Raw genomic sequence first — 15,822 nt, 5'->3', positions numbered from 1 at the left:
AGTTGTGAAAAATCTAATACCGTTTTTGTTCTTTTGTATTCTAATTAATACTGCATCATTTGCCCAAGTTACCATAAAAGGGAAAGTAACTTCTGATGGGATGCCTCTACCCTTAGCCAATATTGTGCTGAAAAACACTAAAAACGCAACTATTAGCAATGGAGATGGTCTTTATAGCTTAAAAAAAGTGAGTGTTGGAAACTATGAAGTTGTAGCTTCTTATACCGGCTTCAAATCCCAAAGAAAAAATATTACTGTTACTGACACCGTTACCATAACATTAGATTTTAACCTAAAAGAAAACAATTCCCTGGACGAAGTGGTAATAACCGGAACATTAAAACCGGTATCCCGAATAGAAAGTCCCGTTCCTGTGGAAGTGTACAAACCGGTGTTTTTTCAAAAAAACCCAACAGCAAATATTTTTGAAGCCCTACAAAATGTAAATGGTGTACGTCCTCAATTGAATTGTAACGTTTGCAACACCGGTGACATTCATATTAATGGTCTTGAAGGCCCTTATACCTTAGTGTTAATTGACGGAATGCCTATTGTTAGCGGACTTTCGACGGTTTATGGCTTGTCTGGAATTCCCAATTCATTATTGGAACGTATCGAAATAGTGAAAGGCCCCGCTTCTTCTTTATATGGAAGTGAAGCCGTGGGTGGATTAATCAACATCATCACGAAAAACCCTAAAAACGCAGCTGCTTTTTCGGCAGATTCTTTTATCACTGATTGGGGCGAACTGAATGTGGATTTGGGTTTTAAAGCTAATATTGGTAAAACCGCATCTTTGTTAACTGGAATAAATTACTTCAACTATAGTAACCCAGTTGACAACAACAACGACAATTTTACAGATTTAACGCTACAAGACAGAATCTCGGTTTTTCAAAAGTGGAATTTCAATCGCAAAAACAACAAATTGTTCTCTATGGCGGGGCGTTATTTTTATGAAGACCGTTGGGGTGGCGAATTGCAATGGGAGAAAAAACACCGTGGAGGCAGCGAGGTTTATGGCGAAAGCATCTATACCAAACGCTGGGAATTGCTTGGTGCCTATGAATTGCCAATTGCCGAAAAAATGTTGTTTTCCTTTTCTTATACGGATCACGACCAGAATTCGGTTTATGGGAACATTCCTTACTTGGCTAAACAACGCATCGGTTTTGGACAGTTGACTTGGGATAAAAAATTAAATAATCACGATTTGCTTTTTGGAACAGCTCTACGTTACCAATATTATGATGATAATACTCCAGCAACTGTCAAGGAAGACATCAATTGGATACCGAGTTTGTTTGTCCAAGATGAAATTGCCATAAATGAAAACCATAAAATACTTCTTGGAGCTCGTTACGATTACAACAACAATCACGGTTCGATTTTTACGCCCCGATTAGCCTATAAATGGAAAATAGATGACAACAATATTTTGAGATTCAATACCGGAACAGGGTTTAGAATCGTCAATCTTTTTACCGAAGAACACGCAGCCCTAACAGGATCACGTGATGTGATTGTACTTGAAGAGTTAAAACCGGAGCGTTCCTATAATGCCAACATCAACTACCTGAAGAAAATGTACACCGGAAACGGAAACTTCATCGGTTGGGAAACAACGGCTTGGTACACGCATTTCAGTAATTCCATTATTCCAGATTATGACAGCAACCCCAATCAAGTTATATACAAAAACTTAGATGGATTTGCCGTTACAAAAGGGATAAGCACCAACCTGGATATGGTTTTCAATAATGGCCTGAAATTGATTCTTGGCGCGACATTTATGGATGTGTCCAAAACAGAAAACAACATCAGATCTCGTCAATTGCTTACGGAGAAATTCACGGGGACTTGGGCGATTTCGTATCGAATAAATAAAATGTTCTTGGATGTGGATTACACCGGAAATGTTTACGGACCTATGCGTTTGCCTTTATTGGGAGACTTAGACCCAAGAAAGGAATATTCGCCTACTTGGAGTATCCAGAACATCCAGTTTACTTTCAATAAATTCAAGAATATAGAAATTTACGCAGGGGTAAAAAACTTGCTGAACTGGACACCGAATAAAGGAAACCCGTTTATTATTGCAAGAACAAATGATCCATTCGATAAAAACGTTGATTATGACACCAATGGAAATGTACAAACCACTGCTGATAATCCTTATGCCTTAACCTTCGATCCGGGTTATGTTTACGGGCCTAATCAAGGAATTAGAAGCTTTTTTGGTTTAAGATATACTTTAAAATAAAAACAATTTCATAACTGATTTATTAACCATATAAGACATATAAGTTAATTTAAGGCAGGATCAGGAAACTTAAAGACAATCTACTTATATGTTCTTACATCACTTATATGTTTCAAAAAACACAAAGTAAAAATGATATTATGAAAAAAACAGTCGTTATACTCTTGTTTTGGATTATGGTGATCCCATCGGGTTTTGCCCAACTAAGAACTTATTCATTTGAAGAAGCGGAGAAACTAGCAATTGAAAATCCAAAACCTACATTTGTGTTTATACATACTTCGTGGTGTAAGTATTGCAAACTAATGGAGAATTCCACTTTCAAAAACCCCGAAGTCATCAGGCTGCTGAATGAAAACTTCTATTTTGTTTCCCTTGATGCCGAAAGTAAAAAACCAATTACATTCAACAAGCACACATTCGAATACAAACCAAAAGGTCAAAATACTGGTGTTCACGAGTTAGCGGAAGCGCTTGGAACTATAGATGGAATTGTCTCCTACCCCAGCATTGCAATTTTGGACACAAACCAAACTATTCTGTATCAGCAAAGTTCGTATATTGATTCAAGAAAAATTTTGGTACTGCTGAAAGAAATCACAAAAAGGCATTAACAAGATTCTAACACATTAATCCGTTAGAACTTCGTAACTTTGCACTTTCAAAAACTAATATTTAAAATACAAAGATATGTATCCAGAAGAAATGGTAAAACCAATGCAAGCTGAATTGACAGTAGCAGGTTTTCAAGATTTACATAGTGCAGAAGCAGTAGAAAACGCAATAAAATCAGAAGGAACAACATTAGTTGTTGTGAATTCGGTTTGTGGTTGTGCAGCAAGAAACGCACGTCCGGGAGCAAAAATGAGCTTAGACGGAGCAAAAAAACCGGATCATTTAATCACGGTTTTTGCAGGTGTTGACAAAGAAGCAGTAGATGCAGCTAGACAACATATGTTCCCTTTTCCTCCATCTTCACCATCTATGGCATTGTTCAAAAACGGAGAATTAGTACATATGTTAGAGCGTCACCACATTGAAGGTCGCCCAGCAGAAATGATTGCAGAAAACTTGAAAGATGCTTTCAACGAGTATTGTTAATTATTTTAGGCACAAAATTTTCAAAAAGCACTATTAATTTAGTGCTTTTTGCTTTTTAATAAACTATTGTTTATTTACATATTTAGCGTAAATTTAGTTTTTACTTTAACCAAAATAAATTTTTATGAAATGGTTTTTTAAAATTTTAGCGCTTTCATTTGTGCTGCAAAGTTTTCAATGTTCTGACGACAATTACACATCAGACCCCATAACTTCAGCACAATTAGAAACCAAAAAACAAGAAATTCAGAATTACATCAACTCCTTTTCTTGTTCGGATAGTATAGGATGCAGTTACATTGCCTTTGGATCTAAACCTTGTGGTGGTCCTAGGTCTTATTTAGTTTTTTCAAACAGCGTTGACTTGGCCAAATTGCAAGATATGGTAAAAGCCTACAATGAAATTGATCGACTACACAACATTCAAAACAATGCAGTTTCAGACTGTATGCTAGTATCCCCACCTACAGAAATTAAATGTGTCAACGGAGTTTGTACCGTTATCAAATAAAAAATAAATGTTACAATTACTCTAAAACTACGTTTACACGTGGTTTTTTTATTTGGAGCAACTTCCAGCTGTACACTCTATCTTTTCCTGGCTAAAGAAGCCAGTAAAAGGGTGCTGTTCCCATCTGGGCTAAAAACATTTGGGGAGTAAAGCGAAAAAAGATGTATATATTTGATAATGTTAATTAGTTGTAACCAATTTGAAAAATGAAATATTTAAGAATAATTTATTTGATGTTATCGATCGTTTTTATCTCTTGTGTGGCAAATAAAAAGGATAAAGCCAACTTTGGGCAAAATAAAATTAATGTTAAACTTAGAGAAAAACTGGAAACCATTTTACTAAAAGACCAAGGAATTCGAGAAATATTAAATGGCAATATATCTGCAGAAAGAAAAGCGCAATTACTTTCTGAAATGAAAATTTCTGAGAAAGATTTAGAAGGCAATAAAAAATACAACTTAACACGCGAAATTGATAGTGCAAATTTAGTGGCAGTAGAAAGTATTATCAAGAAATATGGCTACCCCAGTAAATCAATAGCCGGTGAAACTTCTAATAATGCCATATTTTATGTAATCCAACATTCTAAAAAAATCGATGAGTACCTTCCATTAATTAGAAAAGCAACTAAAAACGGAGATCTCGCTAAAACTTCATTAGCTATGATGGAGGACCGGAATTTAATGTACAAGGGAATAGAGCAAATTTATGGCACCCAAATAAAAGGACAAGCTAACAAAAAAGGCGAATGGATTTACTTTTTATGGCCAATAAAAAACGTTGATTCAATAAATAGTTGGCGAAAAGAAGCAGGATTTAAACAAACCATAGAAGAATATGTTAAAGATATGGACGTTGAGTTTAAACTATATAAAATAAATGAATTAAACGACTTGTAAAACTGTCTGTGCAAACCCGAGTGCGCGAGGATACTACCACCGTTAGAGCAAAATTACATTATGCCCCACTACCAATTAGTTGACACCTAAAGAAACCAATAAGTCAGCGTAATAAAGCAGGCATAGTTAAAATTTTTATAAAAACTCATTTGTTCTTTTTGTTCCTTACAAAATGTAATACTTTTAAAAAATGAAAAAATCGATACTCTCTTTTTGTGTTTTGGCTGCTGTAGTATTTTCTTGTAATAAGAAAAAAGACAGCCAGGAGGAAACTATTAAATCTGATACCATTACAGCTGAAAAACAATTCTCGAAAGCGGATTCTTTAGTCAATAAAGCAATCGTGGCTCACGGAGGTGACTTATACAATAATGCTGATTATTCATTTGTTTTTAGAGGTAAAAAGTATCGTTTTCAAAACAACGGACAAAATTTTGAATACTCATCTGAGGTACAAAAGAATGATTCCCTTATTAAAGATAAAATCAGCAACGCAACCTTTGAAAGGTATATAAACAATAAATTACAAACTTTAAGCAAAGAAGATATTGGTAAATTTTCGGAAGCACTAAATTCCGTGATTTATTTTGCAACACTTCCCTATAAACTTCAAGATGTTTCAGTAAACAAGAAATTTATTGAAGAAATTACAATTAAAGGAAAGAAGTATGATGTTGTGGGAGTAACTTTTAGTCAAGAAGGCGGAGGTAAAGATTTTGATGATGAATTCCATTATTGGATAAATAAACAAACCCATAAGATTGATTATTTAGCTTATAATTATCGCGTAAATGAAGGCGGGGTACGTTTTAGAAGCGCTTTTAACACAAGGGTAATTGATGGGGTAACTTTTCAGGATTATATCAATTATGAAGCGGCTTTAGAAACTCCTTTAAAGGATTTACCAAAATTATACGAACAAGGAAAATTGAAAGAAGTGTCTCAAATACTTACTGAGAACGTAATCAATAACAACAAGTAAGAGGAGTTTCAATTAAAACCGTTTTCCAAGTTTAATACCTCCATAAGGAATGATAATTGCTGCGTCTTCATAACCTGTATTTAATGCTGGGCCTAAATCGATTCCAAAATTAAATCCTTTAACTCCGTAATAGCTAAGTCCTATGGGTAAATAGAGGATTACAGTATTTCCCGAAAACAAATAAGAGTCACCAAAATCAACATACGTTGCAGTTAATCCAGTATTAAACATCATTTTCTGTTCTTTAATTTCACTAAAAAACACCTTTACTCCTAAACCAAAACTTGGAAGTCCAATCCCCGCTTCTATACTGAGGTGGTTTGATAAAATCCTTTCATAAGTCAAACCCACTATTGGAGTTGTCCCTAAAATAGAAAAAGAAACTGCATTCTTTTTTATGTCACCACCATTAGCGCTATTTCCCTGAGAAAATGCAGCCGATGATAACAAAAGGGTCGAAATAACAAAATAGATTCTTCTCATAGATTCTTCGATTAAATAAATAAAAACATTCTATCAATTTGATTTTCATAACATTAAACTAAGTAACACCTTTTATTTGAATTAAACAACCCGTTCTGTTTTATATGATAGAATTATACCCGGATGGAAACAGCATCCTTTTATCTCAGTACCTACTTTTCGGGACGGCATAAAACATAATGAACGGCTAAATAACTTAAACCATTAAGGAATTAAGTTAAATTAAGGATTGGCGGGAACTGGTTTACTCCAATTTTTGAAACTCTTAAACTCGAAACTCTGAACATTTGCAACTTTGCGACTTTGCAACTTTGCAACTTTGCGACTCTGAACCTTTGCGACTCTGAACCTTTGCAACTTTGAAGCTCTAAAAAAATTCCCTACTTTTGCAAAAATAATTTTTCACACTTAAACCGTTTATAGCATGCAACTGTATAACACTTTAAGCGCAGAAGAAAGAGCCATCATGATTGATGATGCCGGAAAACAAAGACTTACTTTGTCTTTCTATGCTTATGCGCATTTACCAAATCCAACAGAATTCAGAAACGAATTATTCTTAGCTTGGAACCCACTCGAAGTTTTAGGCCGAATTTACGTAGCCACCGAAGGGATTAATGCCCAATTATCCCTTCCTGCCGATAATTTCTATGCTTTTAAAGACACGATTGAAGCCTACGATTTTATGAAAGGGCTTCGCTTGAATGTGGCTGTGGAACATGACGACCATTCTTTCTTGAAATTGACCGTAAAAGTGCGTGATAAAATTGTTGCTGACGGATTAAATGATGAAACTTTTGATGTTACAAACATCGGGGTTCACCTGAAAGCAAAAGAATTCAATGAAATTTTAGAAAACCCAAATACCATTGTAGTAGATTTTAGAAATCATTACGAAAGTGAAATAGGCTATTTTAAAGGAGCCATTACACCTGATGTGGACACTTTTCGGGAATCATTACCTATTATCAATGAGCAATTAAAAGATTTTAAGGAAGATAAAAATTTAGTAATGTATTGCACCGGAGGAATTCGTTGCGAAAAAGCATCTGCCTATTTTAAACATCAAGGATTTAAGAATGTATTCCAGCTAGAAGGAGGTATAATTAATTATGCTAAACAAATTAAGGAAGAAAATCTGGAGAGTAAATTCATAGGTAAAAACTTTGTCTTTGATCACCGCTTAGGCGAAAGAATAACAGACGACATCGTGTCCCAATGCCATCAATGTGGTGATGCGTGTGATGTACATACCAATTGCATCAACGAAGGTTGCCATTTACTTTTTCTCCAATGTGAAAAATGCGCTCAAGCGATGCAAGGTTGTTGTTCTACAGCCTGTATCGAAGTGATTCATTTACCGGAAGAAGAGCAAAAAACTATTCGAAGAGGTATCAAAAATGGCAATATGATTTTCAAAAAAGGAAAATCGGATGTATTGACTTTTAAAAACAGAGATGCTAATCAAGACCCATTGGCAAATGTTCCAAATCTTAGTGATTTGACAAAATCGAAAGCATTGGCGAAAAAAGAACCTAAAATAAAAAAACAATATCTTGGAAAAGGAACTCACTTTTTCCCAAAACCAAGTGTAGGTCAGTTTTTGATTGAAGAAAACGAACTTAACATTGGCGACACAATTTTGATCAAAGGAGAAACTACTGGAGAACAAAAATTAGTGGTTTCAGAAATGTTTGTCCATGAAGTACCTGCTGAAAAAGCGGTTTCTGGAGATACTTGTACTTTCAAATTACCATTCAGAATTCGATTATCAGATAAATTATACAAAGTCATCGGATAAAAATATTTATTATCAAAACTCAAAACCAACCCATTAAGGCATTCGCTTTAATGGGTTTTTTAATAAAATCTTATGAATAATAGGTGTTTTCAAAGGTTGTAACATAAAATTAAAAAATACTATCTTTACCCATTAATCGTTTTAAGAACATAAGTTGTGTTTATCACAACACTATATATAAAATTATGGCATGTACAAGTTGTTCAACTTCTGATGGTGGTGCACCAAAGGGTTGTAAAAATAATGGGACTTGCGGCACCGATAGCTGCAATAAATTAACTGTTTTCGATTGGCTTTCAAACATGAGTTTACCCACTGGAGAAGCTCCCTTTGATTGTGTTGAAGTTCGTTTTAAGAATGGAAGAAAAGAGTTTTACCGCAATACGGAGAAATTAACTTTAAGTATGGGAGACATTGTGGCGACAGTCGCTTCTCCAGGACATGATATCGGAATTGTAACTTTAACAGGGGAACTGGTAAAGATTCAAATGAAGAAAAAAGGAGTTAATCACACTAGTAATGAGGTTCCAAAAATCTATAGAAAAGCATCCCAAAAAGACATTGATATTTGGTCAGTGGCACGTGACAAAGAAGAGCCGATGAAAGTTAGAGCTCGTGAACTTGCAATTGCCCAAAAACTGGAAATGAAAATATCTGACATTGAATTTCAAGGTGATGGATCTAAGGCTACTTTTTACTACACTGCTAACGATAGAGTCGATTTTAGACTTTTAATCAAGGATTTCGCAAAAGAATTCAGTACAAGAGTAGAGATGAAACAAGTTGGTTTCCGTCAGGAAGCGGCTCGTTTAGGAGGTATTGGTTCTTGTGGTAGAGAATTGTGTTGTTCTACTTGGTTAACTGATTTCAGGAGTGTAAACACTTCGGCTGCACGTTACCAACAATTGTCTTTAAACCCGCAAAAATTAGCGGGTCAATGCGGGAAATTAAAATGCTGTTTGAACTATGAGTTAGACACTTATATGGATGCATTGAAAGATTTTCCTGATTTTGACACTAAATTAGTTACTGAAAAAGGAGAGGCTGTTTGTCAAAAACAAGATATTTTCAAAGGTTTAATGTGGTTTGCCTATACTAACAATTATGCTAACTGGCATGTATTGAGTATTGAAAAAGTAAAAGAGGTAATGGCTCAAAACAAGCTAAAAATTAAAGTCAGCTCTTTAGAGGATTTCGCTATCGAAATCGTTCAGGAAATAGAAAAAGACTTTAATAATGCAATGGGTCAAGAAAGTTTAACGCGTTTTGACCAACCTAAGAAAAAGAAAAAACCAAACAACAAACCGAAACAAGCTGGAGAAAATGTAATAATTGCTAACAAAAACAAACCTGCAATTAGTGCCCCTGCAATTAATAATCCTGCAAACAAAGTAGTTCCTAACAAAGCTGTTCTTAATAATCCGAATCAAAAACCAGGAAATAAAGGAGGGAATAAAAAGCAAGGGAATAGCAAAAACCCAAACAGCAAACCTGCAAACACGAATCAGACAAATCCTGAGGAGAACAAACCTGCAGCACCTAGAAAACCAATAATTATTACTAAAAATGAGCCTAAGAAATAACGCCTTACTCCTTTTGGTTGTGGTCCTTTTTTTCTCATGTGATAAAAAAAGAGTGTTTGACGAGTATAAATCTGTTGGAAGCGCCTGGCACAAAGACAGTATTGTCACTTTCGAATTGCCCGAATTGGATTCTACAAAAGGATATGATTTGTTTATCAATTTAAGAGACAATAACAATTACCCTTTTAACAATTTGTTTTTGATAGTTGCTATTGAAAAACCAAATGGTTTCACGAAAGTGGACACCTTAGAATACCAAATGGCAAATCCTGACGGTAGTTTATTAGGCAACGGCTTTTCTGACATTAAAGAAAGCAAACTTTTTTACAAAGAGAACATAAAATTAAAAGGCAAGCATAAAGTCCATATAAAACAGGCTGTCAGAGAAACTGGAAAGGTTCCTGGCGTCAAGCTTTTGGACGGAATTACGGAAATAGGTTTTAGGATAGAAAAAAAAGAATTGGATAAATAGTTATGGCTACTAATAAAAAAAACAATCAGATGAAAGCTGTAGAAAAAGACATTAAATATTACTCAAAGAAATTTTGGAAACTTTTCTTTTTTGGACTTGGAGCTCTAGTTCTCTTTTTCGTATTTGCATCTTGGGGAATCTTTGGTTCTATGCCTTCTTTTGAAGACCTAGAAAATCCTGACTCTAATTTAGCTACCGAAATCATCTCGGCTGACGGTGTGGTAATTGGTAAATATTTCCAAAAAAACCGTTCTCAACTGAAGTATTCTGATTTGCCTAAAAATCTAGTTCAGGCATTAATTGCAACCGAAGACGAGCGTTTTTACGAACATTCCGGAATCGACGGTAGAGGAACCTTGAGAGCTATGTTAAGCCTTGGAACCAGCGGAGGAGCGAGTACTTTAACCCAACAATTAGCCAAACAATTGTTTCACGGAGAAGGTTCTAAATTTTTACCTTTTAGAATTGTACAAAAAGCAAAAGAATGGATTATTGCCATTCGACTGGAAAGACAATACACCAAAAATGAAATTTTGGCCATGTATTGCAATGTGTATGACTTCGGGAATTACTCCGTAGGAGTGAGCTCTGCAGCACAAACTTATTTTTCGAAAAGCCCAAAGGATTTAACAATAGACGAATCGGCTATATTAGTGGGAATGTTTAAAAACTCTGGTTTGTACAACCCGGTAAGAAACCCTCAGGGAGTAAAGAATCGTAGAAATGTGGTGCTTGCGCAAATGGAGAAAGGACGCATGATTACCAAAGAACAAAAATTACAACTTCAAAGTTTACCTATCACTTTACATTTTAAATTAGAAAGCCACCGTGAAGGTTCAGCGACTTATTTTAGAGAGTATTTACGTGATTACATGAAGAAATGGGTAGATGAAAACAAGAAACCGGACGGATCAGATTACGACATCTATAAAGACGGGTTAAAAATCTACACCACTATCGATTCCAGAATGCAATTGCATGCAGAAAAAGCGGTTTCTGCCCATATGGCAAATCTTCAAGAAGAGTTTTTTATTCAATCAAAAAACAATAAAAACGCTCCTTTTGTAAACATATCTGATGCTGAAACACAAAGAATTTTAACCCAAGCCATGAAAACTTCTAACAGGTGGGCCGTTTTAAAATCTATGGACAAAAGTGAAGAAGAAATTATAAAATCATTTAGTGAAAAAGCAAAAATGACTGTCTTTACCTGGAAAGGAGAAAAAGACACGATAATGACGCCAATTGACTCAATACGTTATTACAAACATTTTTTACAGTCAGGTCTTATGGCAATGGAGCCACAAACAGGAAACATAAAAGCCTGGGTTGGAGGAATAAATTACAAATATTTTCAGTACGATCACGTAGCTCAAGGGGCAAGACAAGTAGGTTCTACATTTAAACCTTTTGTATACGCCACCGCTATTGAACAATTAAATATGTCTCCTTGCGATTCAATTATTGATTCACCATTTACGATTCCAGTAGGCCGTCATCACGTTACTGAAAGTTGGACACCAAGAAACTCTGACAATAAATACCGCGGAATGGTTACTTTGAAAAAAGCTTTGGCTAATTCAATCAATACCATATCTGCTAAATTGATGGACAAAGTAGGTCCAGAAGCAGTTGTGGAGTTAACACATAAATTAGGAGTGAAATCTAAAATTCCACATCAACCTTCTATTGCTTTAGGAGCGGTTGAAATAACGGTTGAAGATATGGTTGCTGCCTATAGTACATTTGCAAATCAAGGTGTGTATACTAAACCTCAATTTCTTTCTCGAATAGAAGATAAAAGTGGTGTAGTAATATTCGAACCTATTCCTGAATCTCACGATGTATTAAATAAAGATATTGCTTTTGCAGTAATCAAATTATTGGAAGGAGTTACTGAAGGTGGATCTGGTAACAGACTAAGAACACAAGATGGAGGAAGCGGTGACAACAGATGGACAGGATATCCTTATCTTTTTAAAAATCCTATTGCCGGTAAAACGGGTACAACACAAAACCAATCTGATGGTTGGTTTATGGGTATGGTTCCAAATTTAGTAACGGGGGTTTGGGTAGGTTGTGAAGACCGTTCAGCTCGATTTAAAAGTATTACTTATGGTCAAGGAGCAACAGCAGCCTTGCCAGTTTGGGCTTATTTTATGAAACTTTGTTATGCCGATGAAAATTTAAAAGTATCTAAAGAAGGCTTTGAAAGACCGGCAAATCTATCCATAAAAGTAGACTGTTATAGAGCTGTTGCAAAAGACTCAACAGAACTGGATCAGAATACTGATGAATTTGAATTATAAAATATAGCTTCATTATAAATTCTATTACCAGATACAGAAGAAATCACTTTGATACAGTGAAACAAAACTGTCGTCTGGCTTAAAAAAAAACATATGATTAACAAAAAAGTTCAAAACGTTCAAGAAGCACTTCAAGGAGTTGAAAACGGAATGACCATTATGCTTGGCGGTTTCGGATTGTGCGGAATTCCAGAGAACTCTATTGCAGAGCTTGTAAAAAAGGAAACCAATAACCTTACTTGTATTTCTAATAATGCGGGTGTAGATGATTTTGGTCTTGGATTGTTGTTACATAAAAGGCAAATCAAGAAAATGATTTCTTCCTATGTTGGGGAGAATGCTGAATTTGAACGTCAGATGTTATCTGGAGAACTCGATGTTGAATTAATTCCTCAAGGAACTTTAGCAGAACGTTGTCGTGCTGCTCAAGCAGGAATTCCCGCTTTTTTCACACCCGCTGGATATGGAACTGAAGTAGCAATAGGGAAAGAAGTTCGTGAATTCAACGGAAAAATGCACATAATGGAACATGCTTTCAAAGCTGATTTTGCTATTGTGAAAGCTTGGAAGGGAGATACTGCAGGAAATTTGATTTTCAAAGGTACGGCAAGAAATTTCAACCCTTCAATGTGTGGTGCAGCTAAAATCACCGTTGCAGAAGTGGAAGAATTAGTTGAAGCAGGAACATTAGACCCTAATCAAATACATATTCCTGGAATTTTTGTTCAAAGAATATTTCAAGGAGAGCAATACGAAAAGAGAATCGAACAACGCACCGTGAGACAAAAAGAGTAATCAGTGTTCAGTTTTGAGTGTTCTGTCATATACTGAGTCTTAATAAATTTCCTCTTCATTTAAGAGTACTACTCAGCCAAGACACAGCTTACTGAATCTTAATTTCTTAATGGTTAATAAAAATAAACAGTTAACACTATGTTAGATAAAATAGGAATAGCAAAACGTATTGCACAAGAACTTAAAGACCGTTATTTCGTGAATTTAGGAATTGGAATACCAACATTAGTAGCAAACTATATCCCTAAAGGAATTGATGTCGAATTTCAAAGTGAAAATGGCGTTTTAGGCATGGGTCCATTCCCTTTTGAAGGGGAAGAAGACGCTGACATTATAAATGCAGGAAAACAAACCATAACCACCTTAGCAGGGGCGTCTTATTTTGATTCGGCTTTGAGTTTTGGAATGATACGTGGTCAGCATGTTGACTTAACTATTCTAGGCGCGATGGAAGTAGCCGAAAATGGTGATATCGCTAACTGGAAGATTCCGGGAAAAATGGTTAAAGGAATGGGTGGTGCAATGGATTTAGTGGCTTCTGCAGAAAACATTATCGTTGCTATGATGCACGTTAATAAAGCAGGAGAGTCTAAAATTCTAAAAAAATGCAGCTTGCCTTTAACTGGTGTAGGTTGTGTGAAAAAAGTAGTAACTGAATTGGCTGTATTAGAAGTAACTCCTAAAGGATTTAAATTATTGGAACGCGCTCCAGGAGTTTCTGTAGAACATATTATCGCTTCCACCGAAGCAACATTAATTATTGAAGGAGATATTCCAGAAATGATAATAGAATAAAACCCATTTAAAAAATATCTTTTAAACATAAATGCATCCCTTATCAGGATGCATTTTTTTAACCCATCCTTATAAACTTTCATTACCATACTTAGGACATATAAAAAAGAGGGCTATTTGAGAAACAATAATCCAGAGAAAAGGTCGCTTTACAGCGACCTTTTTTACTAATATATTTGTACAATATTTTATTATTTGAAATTTACAATTACAAATTCTCAAAGAAGTCATTTCCTTTGTCATCAGTTATAATGAAAGCAGGAAAGTCTTTAATCGTGATTTTACGAACGGCTTCCATACCCAATTCCTCAAAATCAACTACCTCAACAGAAAGAATATTTTCTTTGGCTAAAATAGCTGCTGGTCCACCAATAGATCCTAAATAGAAACCTCCATAGGTTTTACAAGCATTCATTACCTCTTTAGTTCTATTTCCTTTAGCAAGCATAACCATACTACCACCGTGTTTTTGGAATTCATCTACATAAACATCCATACGTCCCGCGGTTGTAGGCCCAAAACTTCCTGAAGCCATTCCGTTTGGAGTTTTTGCAGGTCCTGCATAATATATTGGGTGATTTTTAAAGTATTCTGGCATAGGTTTACCCGCATCCAGCAATTCTTTTATTTTCGCATGCGCAATATCCCGCGCCACAATCAAAGTACCGTTTAGTTTCAAACGGGTTTTGATAGGATATTGTGATAATTTTTTAAGAATATCTGCCATTGGTTGGTTCAAATCAATTTCAACGGCTGGTTCTAAATGTGGTGCTGTTTCTGGCAATAATCTTTTTGGATTCACTTCCAGTTGCTCGACAAAAATTCCGTCTTTAGTGATTTTCCCTTTTATATTTCTATCCGCTGAACAAGAAACACCCAGTCCTACTGGACAAGAAGCGGCATGACGTGGCAAACGAATCACTCGAACATCATGCGTAAAATACTTTCCGCCAAACTGTGCCCCAATCAAACTCTCTTGACAAATCAATTGCACTCTTTTTTCCCATTCCAAATCACGGAAAGCTTGACCAGCCATGTTTCCAGTTGTTGGCAAATTATCAAAATAACCCGCAGATGCTTTCTTAACAGCCGATAAATTCGCTTCCGCAGAAGTTCCTCCCACTACAAACGCCAAGTGATAAGGCGGGCAAGCAGAAGTTCCTAAATCTTTTATTTTTTCACGGATGAATTCATCCATTGCTTTTTCATTCAGTAATGATTTTGTCTTTTGATACAAAAAGGTTTTATTGGCAGAACCTCCACCTTTTGCTAAAAACAAAAATTCATAAGAAGCTCCTTTTTTAGAATAAATATCAATTTGTGCCGGAAGATTTGAACCTGAATTTTTCTCTTCGAACATACTGATAGGAACAATTTGAGAATATCTTAAATTACGTTCCTGATACGTGTTGAAAATTCCTTTTGAAAGCCATTCAGCATCATCGACACCTGTATATACGTTTTCTCCTTTTTTAGCCATTACAATCGCTGTTCCGGTGTCTTGACAAGAAGGTAATTCACCTTCTATAGCCACAACGGCATTTTGCAATAAATTATAAGCCACAAAGCGATCGTTATCCGTCGCTTCCGGATCATCTAGAATCGCTTTCAATTTTTCTAAATGCGTTGTTCGCAACATAAAAGAAACATCTTTCAACGCTTCCTGAGCTAATAACTCTAACCCTTTAGGGTCAACAGTTAAAATCTCTCTGTCTCCAAGTTGTTCCATTTTTACAAAATCAGAACTGATTTTACGGTATTGTGTATCGTCTTTTAAAATTGGATAAGGATCCTGGTATATAAATTCCATAATATATGATGATTA

At 35.4% G+C, this 15,822-nt stretch carries 14 protein-coding genes; 12 read left to right on the top strand and 2 right to left on the bottom strand.

Translation table 11 applies throughout. The features are described 5' to 3' along the window. Positions 1 to 4: 4 nt before the first annotated feature. The 6 genes from FLAK523_RS04310 to FLAK523_RS04285 all read left to right on the top strand — a co-directional run bounded on the left by FLAK523_RS04310 (position 5) and on the right by FLAK523_RS04285 (position 5,759). Positions 5 to 2,263 (top strand): TonB-dependent receptor, encoded by a 2,259-nt coding sequence (locus FLAK523_RS04310; RefSeq protein ID WP_248906884.1) that lies wholly within the window; start codon positions 5 to 7, stop codon positions 2,261 to 2,263. A gap of 140 nt (positions 2,264 to 2,403) precedes the next feature. After that, entirely contained in the window at positions 2,404 to 2,877 is a 474-nt protein-coding gene (locus FLAK523_RS04305; protein ID WP_248906882.1) for a thioredoxin family protein, read from the top strand. A 76-nt stretch (positions 2,878 to 2,953) separates the two neighbouring features. After that, positions 2,954 to 3,364: a BrxA/BrxB family bacilliredoxin gene (locus FLAK523_RS04300; RefSeq protein WP_248906881.1), complete on the top strand. Its 411-nt coding sequence runs from the start codon at positions 2,954 to 2,956 to the stop codon at positions 3,362 to 3,364. Between the two features lie 124 nt (positions 3,365 to 3,488). Continuing rightward, positions 3,489 to 3,875 carry a hypothetical protein gene (locus FLAK523_RS04295; protein ID WP_248906879.1) on the top strand — a complete coding sequence of 129 codons (387 nt, stop codon included), beginning with the start codon at positions 3,489 to 3,491 and terminating at the stop codon, positions 3,873 to 3,875. A gap of 206 nt (positions 3,876 to 4,081) precedes the next feature. Then, the gene (locus FLAK523_RS04290) at positions 4,082 to 4,777 is read left to right on the top strand and encodes a DUF6624 domain-containing protein (protein WP_248906877.1); all 696 of its coding nucleotides are present in this window, start codon (positions 4,082 to 4,084) and stop codon (positions 4,775 to 4,777) included. 190 nt (positions 4,778 to 4,967) lie between these two features. Further along, positions 4,968 to 5,759, top strand: a complete 792-nt coding sequence (locus FLAK523_RS04285) for a DUF6503 family protein (RefSeq protein ID WP_248906875.1) — start codon at positions 4,968 to 4,970, stop codon at positions 5,757 to 5,759. Positions 5,760 to 5,771: 12 nt separating this feature from the next. On the opposite strand, the gene FLAK523_RS04280 is transcribed toward FLAK523_RS04285, so the two are convergent. Continuing rightward, positions 5,772 to 6,242 (bottom strand): hypothetical protein, encoded by a 471-nt coding sequence (locus tag FLAK523_RS04280; RefSeq protein WP_248906874.1) that lies wholly within the window; start codon positions 6,240 to 6,242, stop codon positions 5,772 to 5,774. 424 nt (positions 6,243 to 6,666) lie between these two features. Here FLAK523_RS04280 and FLAK523_RS04275 point away from each other — a divergent pair, with 424 nt between their 5' ends. From FLAK523_RS04275 to FLAK523_RS04250, 6 genes are all read left to right on the top strand, one after another. Then, entirely contained in the window at positions 6,667 to 8,043 is a 1,377-nt protein-coding gene (locus FLAK523_RS04275; RefSeq protein ID WP_248906872.1) for a rhodanese-related sulfurtransferase, read from the top strand. A gap of 185 nt (positions 8,044 to 8,228) precedes the next feature. Then, positions 8,229 to 9,626 carry a regulatory iron-sulfur-containing complex subunit RicT gene (locus FLAK523_RS04270; RefSeq protein ID WP_248906869.1) on the top strand — a complete coding sequence of 466 codons (1,398 nt, stop codon included), beginning with the start codon at positions 8,229 to 8,231 and terminating at the stop codon, positions 9,624 to 9,626. Further along, entirely contained in the window at positions 9,610 to 10,098 is a 489-nt protein-coding gene (locus FLAK523_RS04265; RefSeq protein WP_248906867.1) for a gliding motility lipoprotein GldH, read from the top strand. Before FLAK523_RS04270 ends, FLAK523_RS04265 begins: the two co-directional genes overlap by 17 nt. Before the next feature lie 2 nt (positions 10,099 to 10,100). Beyond that, entirely contained in the window at positions 10,101 to 12,407 is a 2,307-nt protein-coding gene (locus FLAK523_RS04260; RefSeq protein ID WP_248906864.1) for a penicillin-binding protein 1A, read from the top strand. Between the two features lie 93 nt (positions 12,408 to 12,500). Next, complete coding sequence (locus tag FLAK523_RS04255; RefSeq protein ID WP_248906862.1) at positions 12,501 to 13,202, top strand: CoA transferase subunit A; 702 nt, start codon at positions 12,501 to 12,503, stop codon at positions 13,200 to 13,202. 138 nt (positions 13,203 to 13,340) lie between these two features. Continuing rightward, positions 13,341 to 13,997, top strand: coding sequence for a CoA transferase subunit B (locus FLAK523_RS04250; RefSeq protein WP_248906861.1), 657 nt, complete (start codon positions 13,341 to 13,343; stop codon positions 13,995 to 13,997). A gap of 208 nt (positions 13,998 to 14,205) precedes the next feature. Here FLAK523_RS04250 and FLAK523_RS04245 read toward each other — a convergent pair whose 3' ends face one another. Continuing rightward, positions 14,206 to 15,807 carry a fumarate hydratase gene (locus FLAK523_RS04245; RefSeq protein ID WP_248906858.1) on the bottom strand — a complete coding sequence of 534 codons (1,602 nt, stop codon included), beginning with the start codon at positions 15,805 to 15,807 and terminating at the stop codon, positions 14,206 to 14,208. Between the last annotated feature and the right edge of the window lie 15 nt (positions 15,808 to 15,822).

This window comes from Flavobacterium sp. K5-23 (genome assembly GCF_023278045.1).
Classification (GTDB): Bacteria; Bacteroidota; Bacteroidia; order Flavobacteriales; family Flavobacteriaceae; genus Flavobacterium.
Note: the sequence above shows the minus strand (reverse complement) of the source record. Positions and strands in the feature narration are given on the sequence as shown.

What these genes read in the sequence shown, in the direction of transcription:
- FLAK523_RS04295 (WP_248906879.1), top strand. Translation starts at nt 3,489, where the DNA reads ATGAAATGGTTTTTTAAAATTTTAGCGCTTTCATTTGTGCTGCAAAGT.
- FLAK523_RS04280 (WP_248906874.1), bottom strand. Translation starts at nt 6,242, where the DNA reads ATGAGAAGAATCTATTTTGTTATTTCGACCCTTTTGTTATCATCGGCT.
- FLAK523_RS04275 (WP_248906872.1), top strand. Translation starts at nt 6,667, where the DNA reads ATGCAACTGTATAACACTTTAAGCGCAGAAGAAAGAGCCATCATGATT.
- FLAK523_RS04300 (WP_248906881.1), top strand. Translation starts at nt 2,954, where the DNA reads ATGTATCCAGAAGAAATGGTAAAACCAATGCAAGCTGAATTGACAGTA.
- FLAK523_RS04285 (WP_248906875.1), top strand. Translation starts at nt 4,968, where the DNA reads ATGAAAAAATCGATACTCTCTTTTTGTGTTTTGGCTGCTGTAGTATTT.
- FLAK523_RS04245 (WP_248906858.1), bottom strand. Translation starts at nt 15,807, where the DNA reads ATGGAATTTATATACCAGGATCCTTATCCAATTTTAAAAGACGATACA.
- FLAK523_RS04260 (WP_248906864.1), top strand. Translation starts at nt 10,101, where the DNA reads ATGGCTACTAATAAAAAAAACAATCAGATGAAAGCTGTAGAAAAAGAC.
- FLAK523_RS04250 (WP_248906861.1), top strand. Translation starts at nt 13,341, where the DNA reads ATGTTAGATAAAATAGGAATAGCAAAACGTATTGCACAAGAACTTAAA.
- FLAK523_RS04290 (WP_248906877.1), top strand. Translation starts at nt 4,082, where the DNA reads ATGAAATATTTAAGAATAATTTATTTGATGTTATCGATCGTTTTTATC.
- FLAK523_RS04255 (WP_248906862.1), top strand. Translation starts at nt 12,501, where the DNA reads ATGATTAACAAAAAAGTTCAAAACGTTCAAGAAGCACTTCAAGGAGTT.
- FLAK523_RS04265 (WP_248906867.1), top strand. Translation starts at nt 9,610, where the DNA reads ATGAGCCTAAGAAATAACGCCTTACTCCTTTTGGTTGTGGTCCTTTTT.
- FLAK523_RS04270 (WP_248906869.1), top strand. Translation starts at nt 8,229, where the DNA reads ATGGCATGTACAAGTTGTTCAACTTCTGATGGTGGTGCACCAAAGGGT.
- FLAK523_RS04305 (WP_248906882.1), top strand. Translation starts at nt 2,404, where the DNA reads ATGAAAAAAACAGTCGTTATACTCTTGTTTTGGATTATGGTGATCCCA.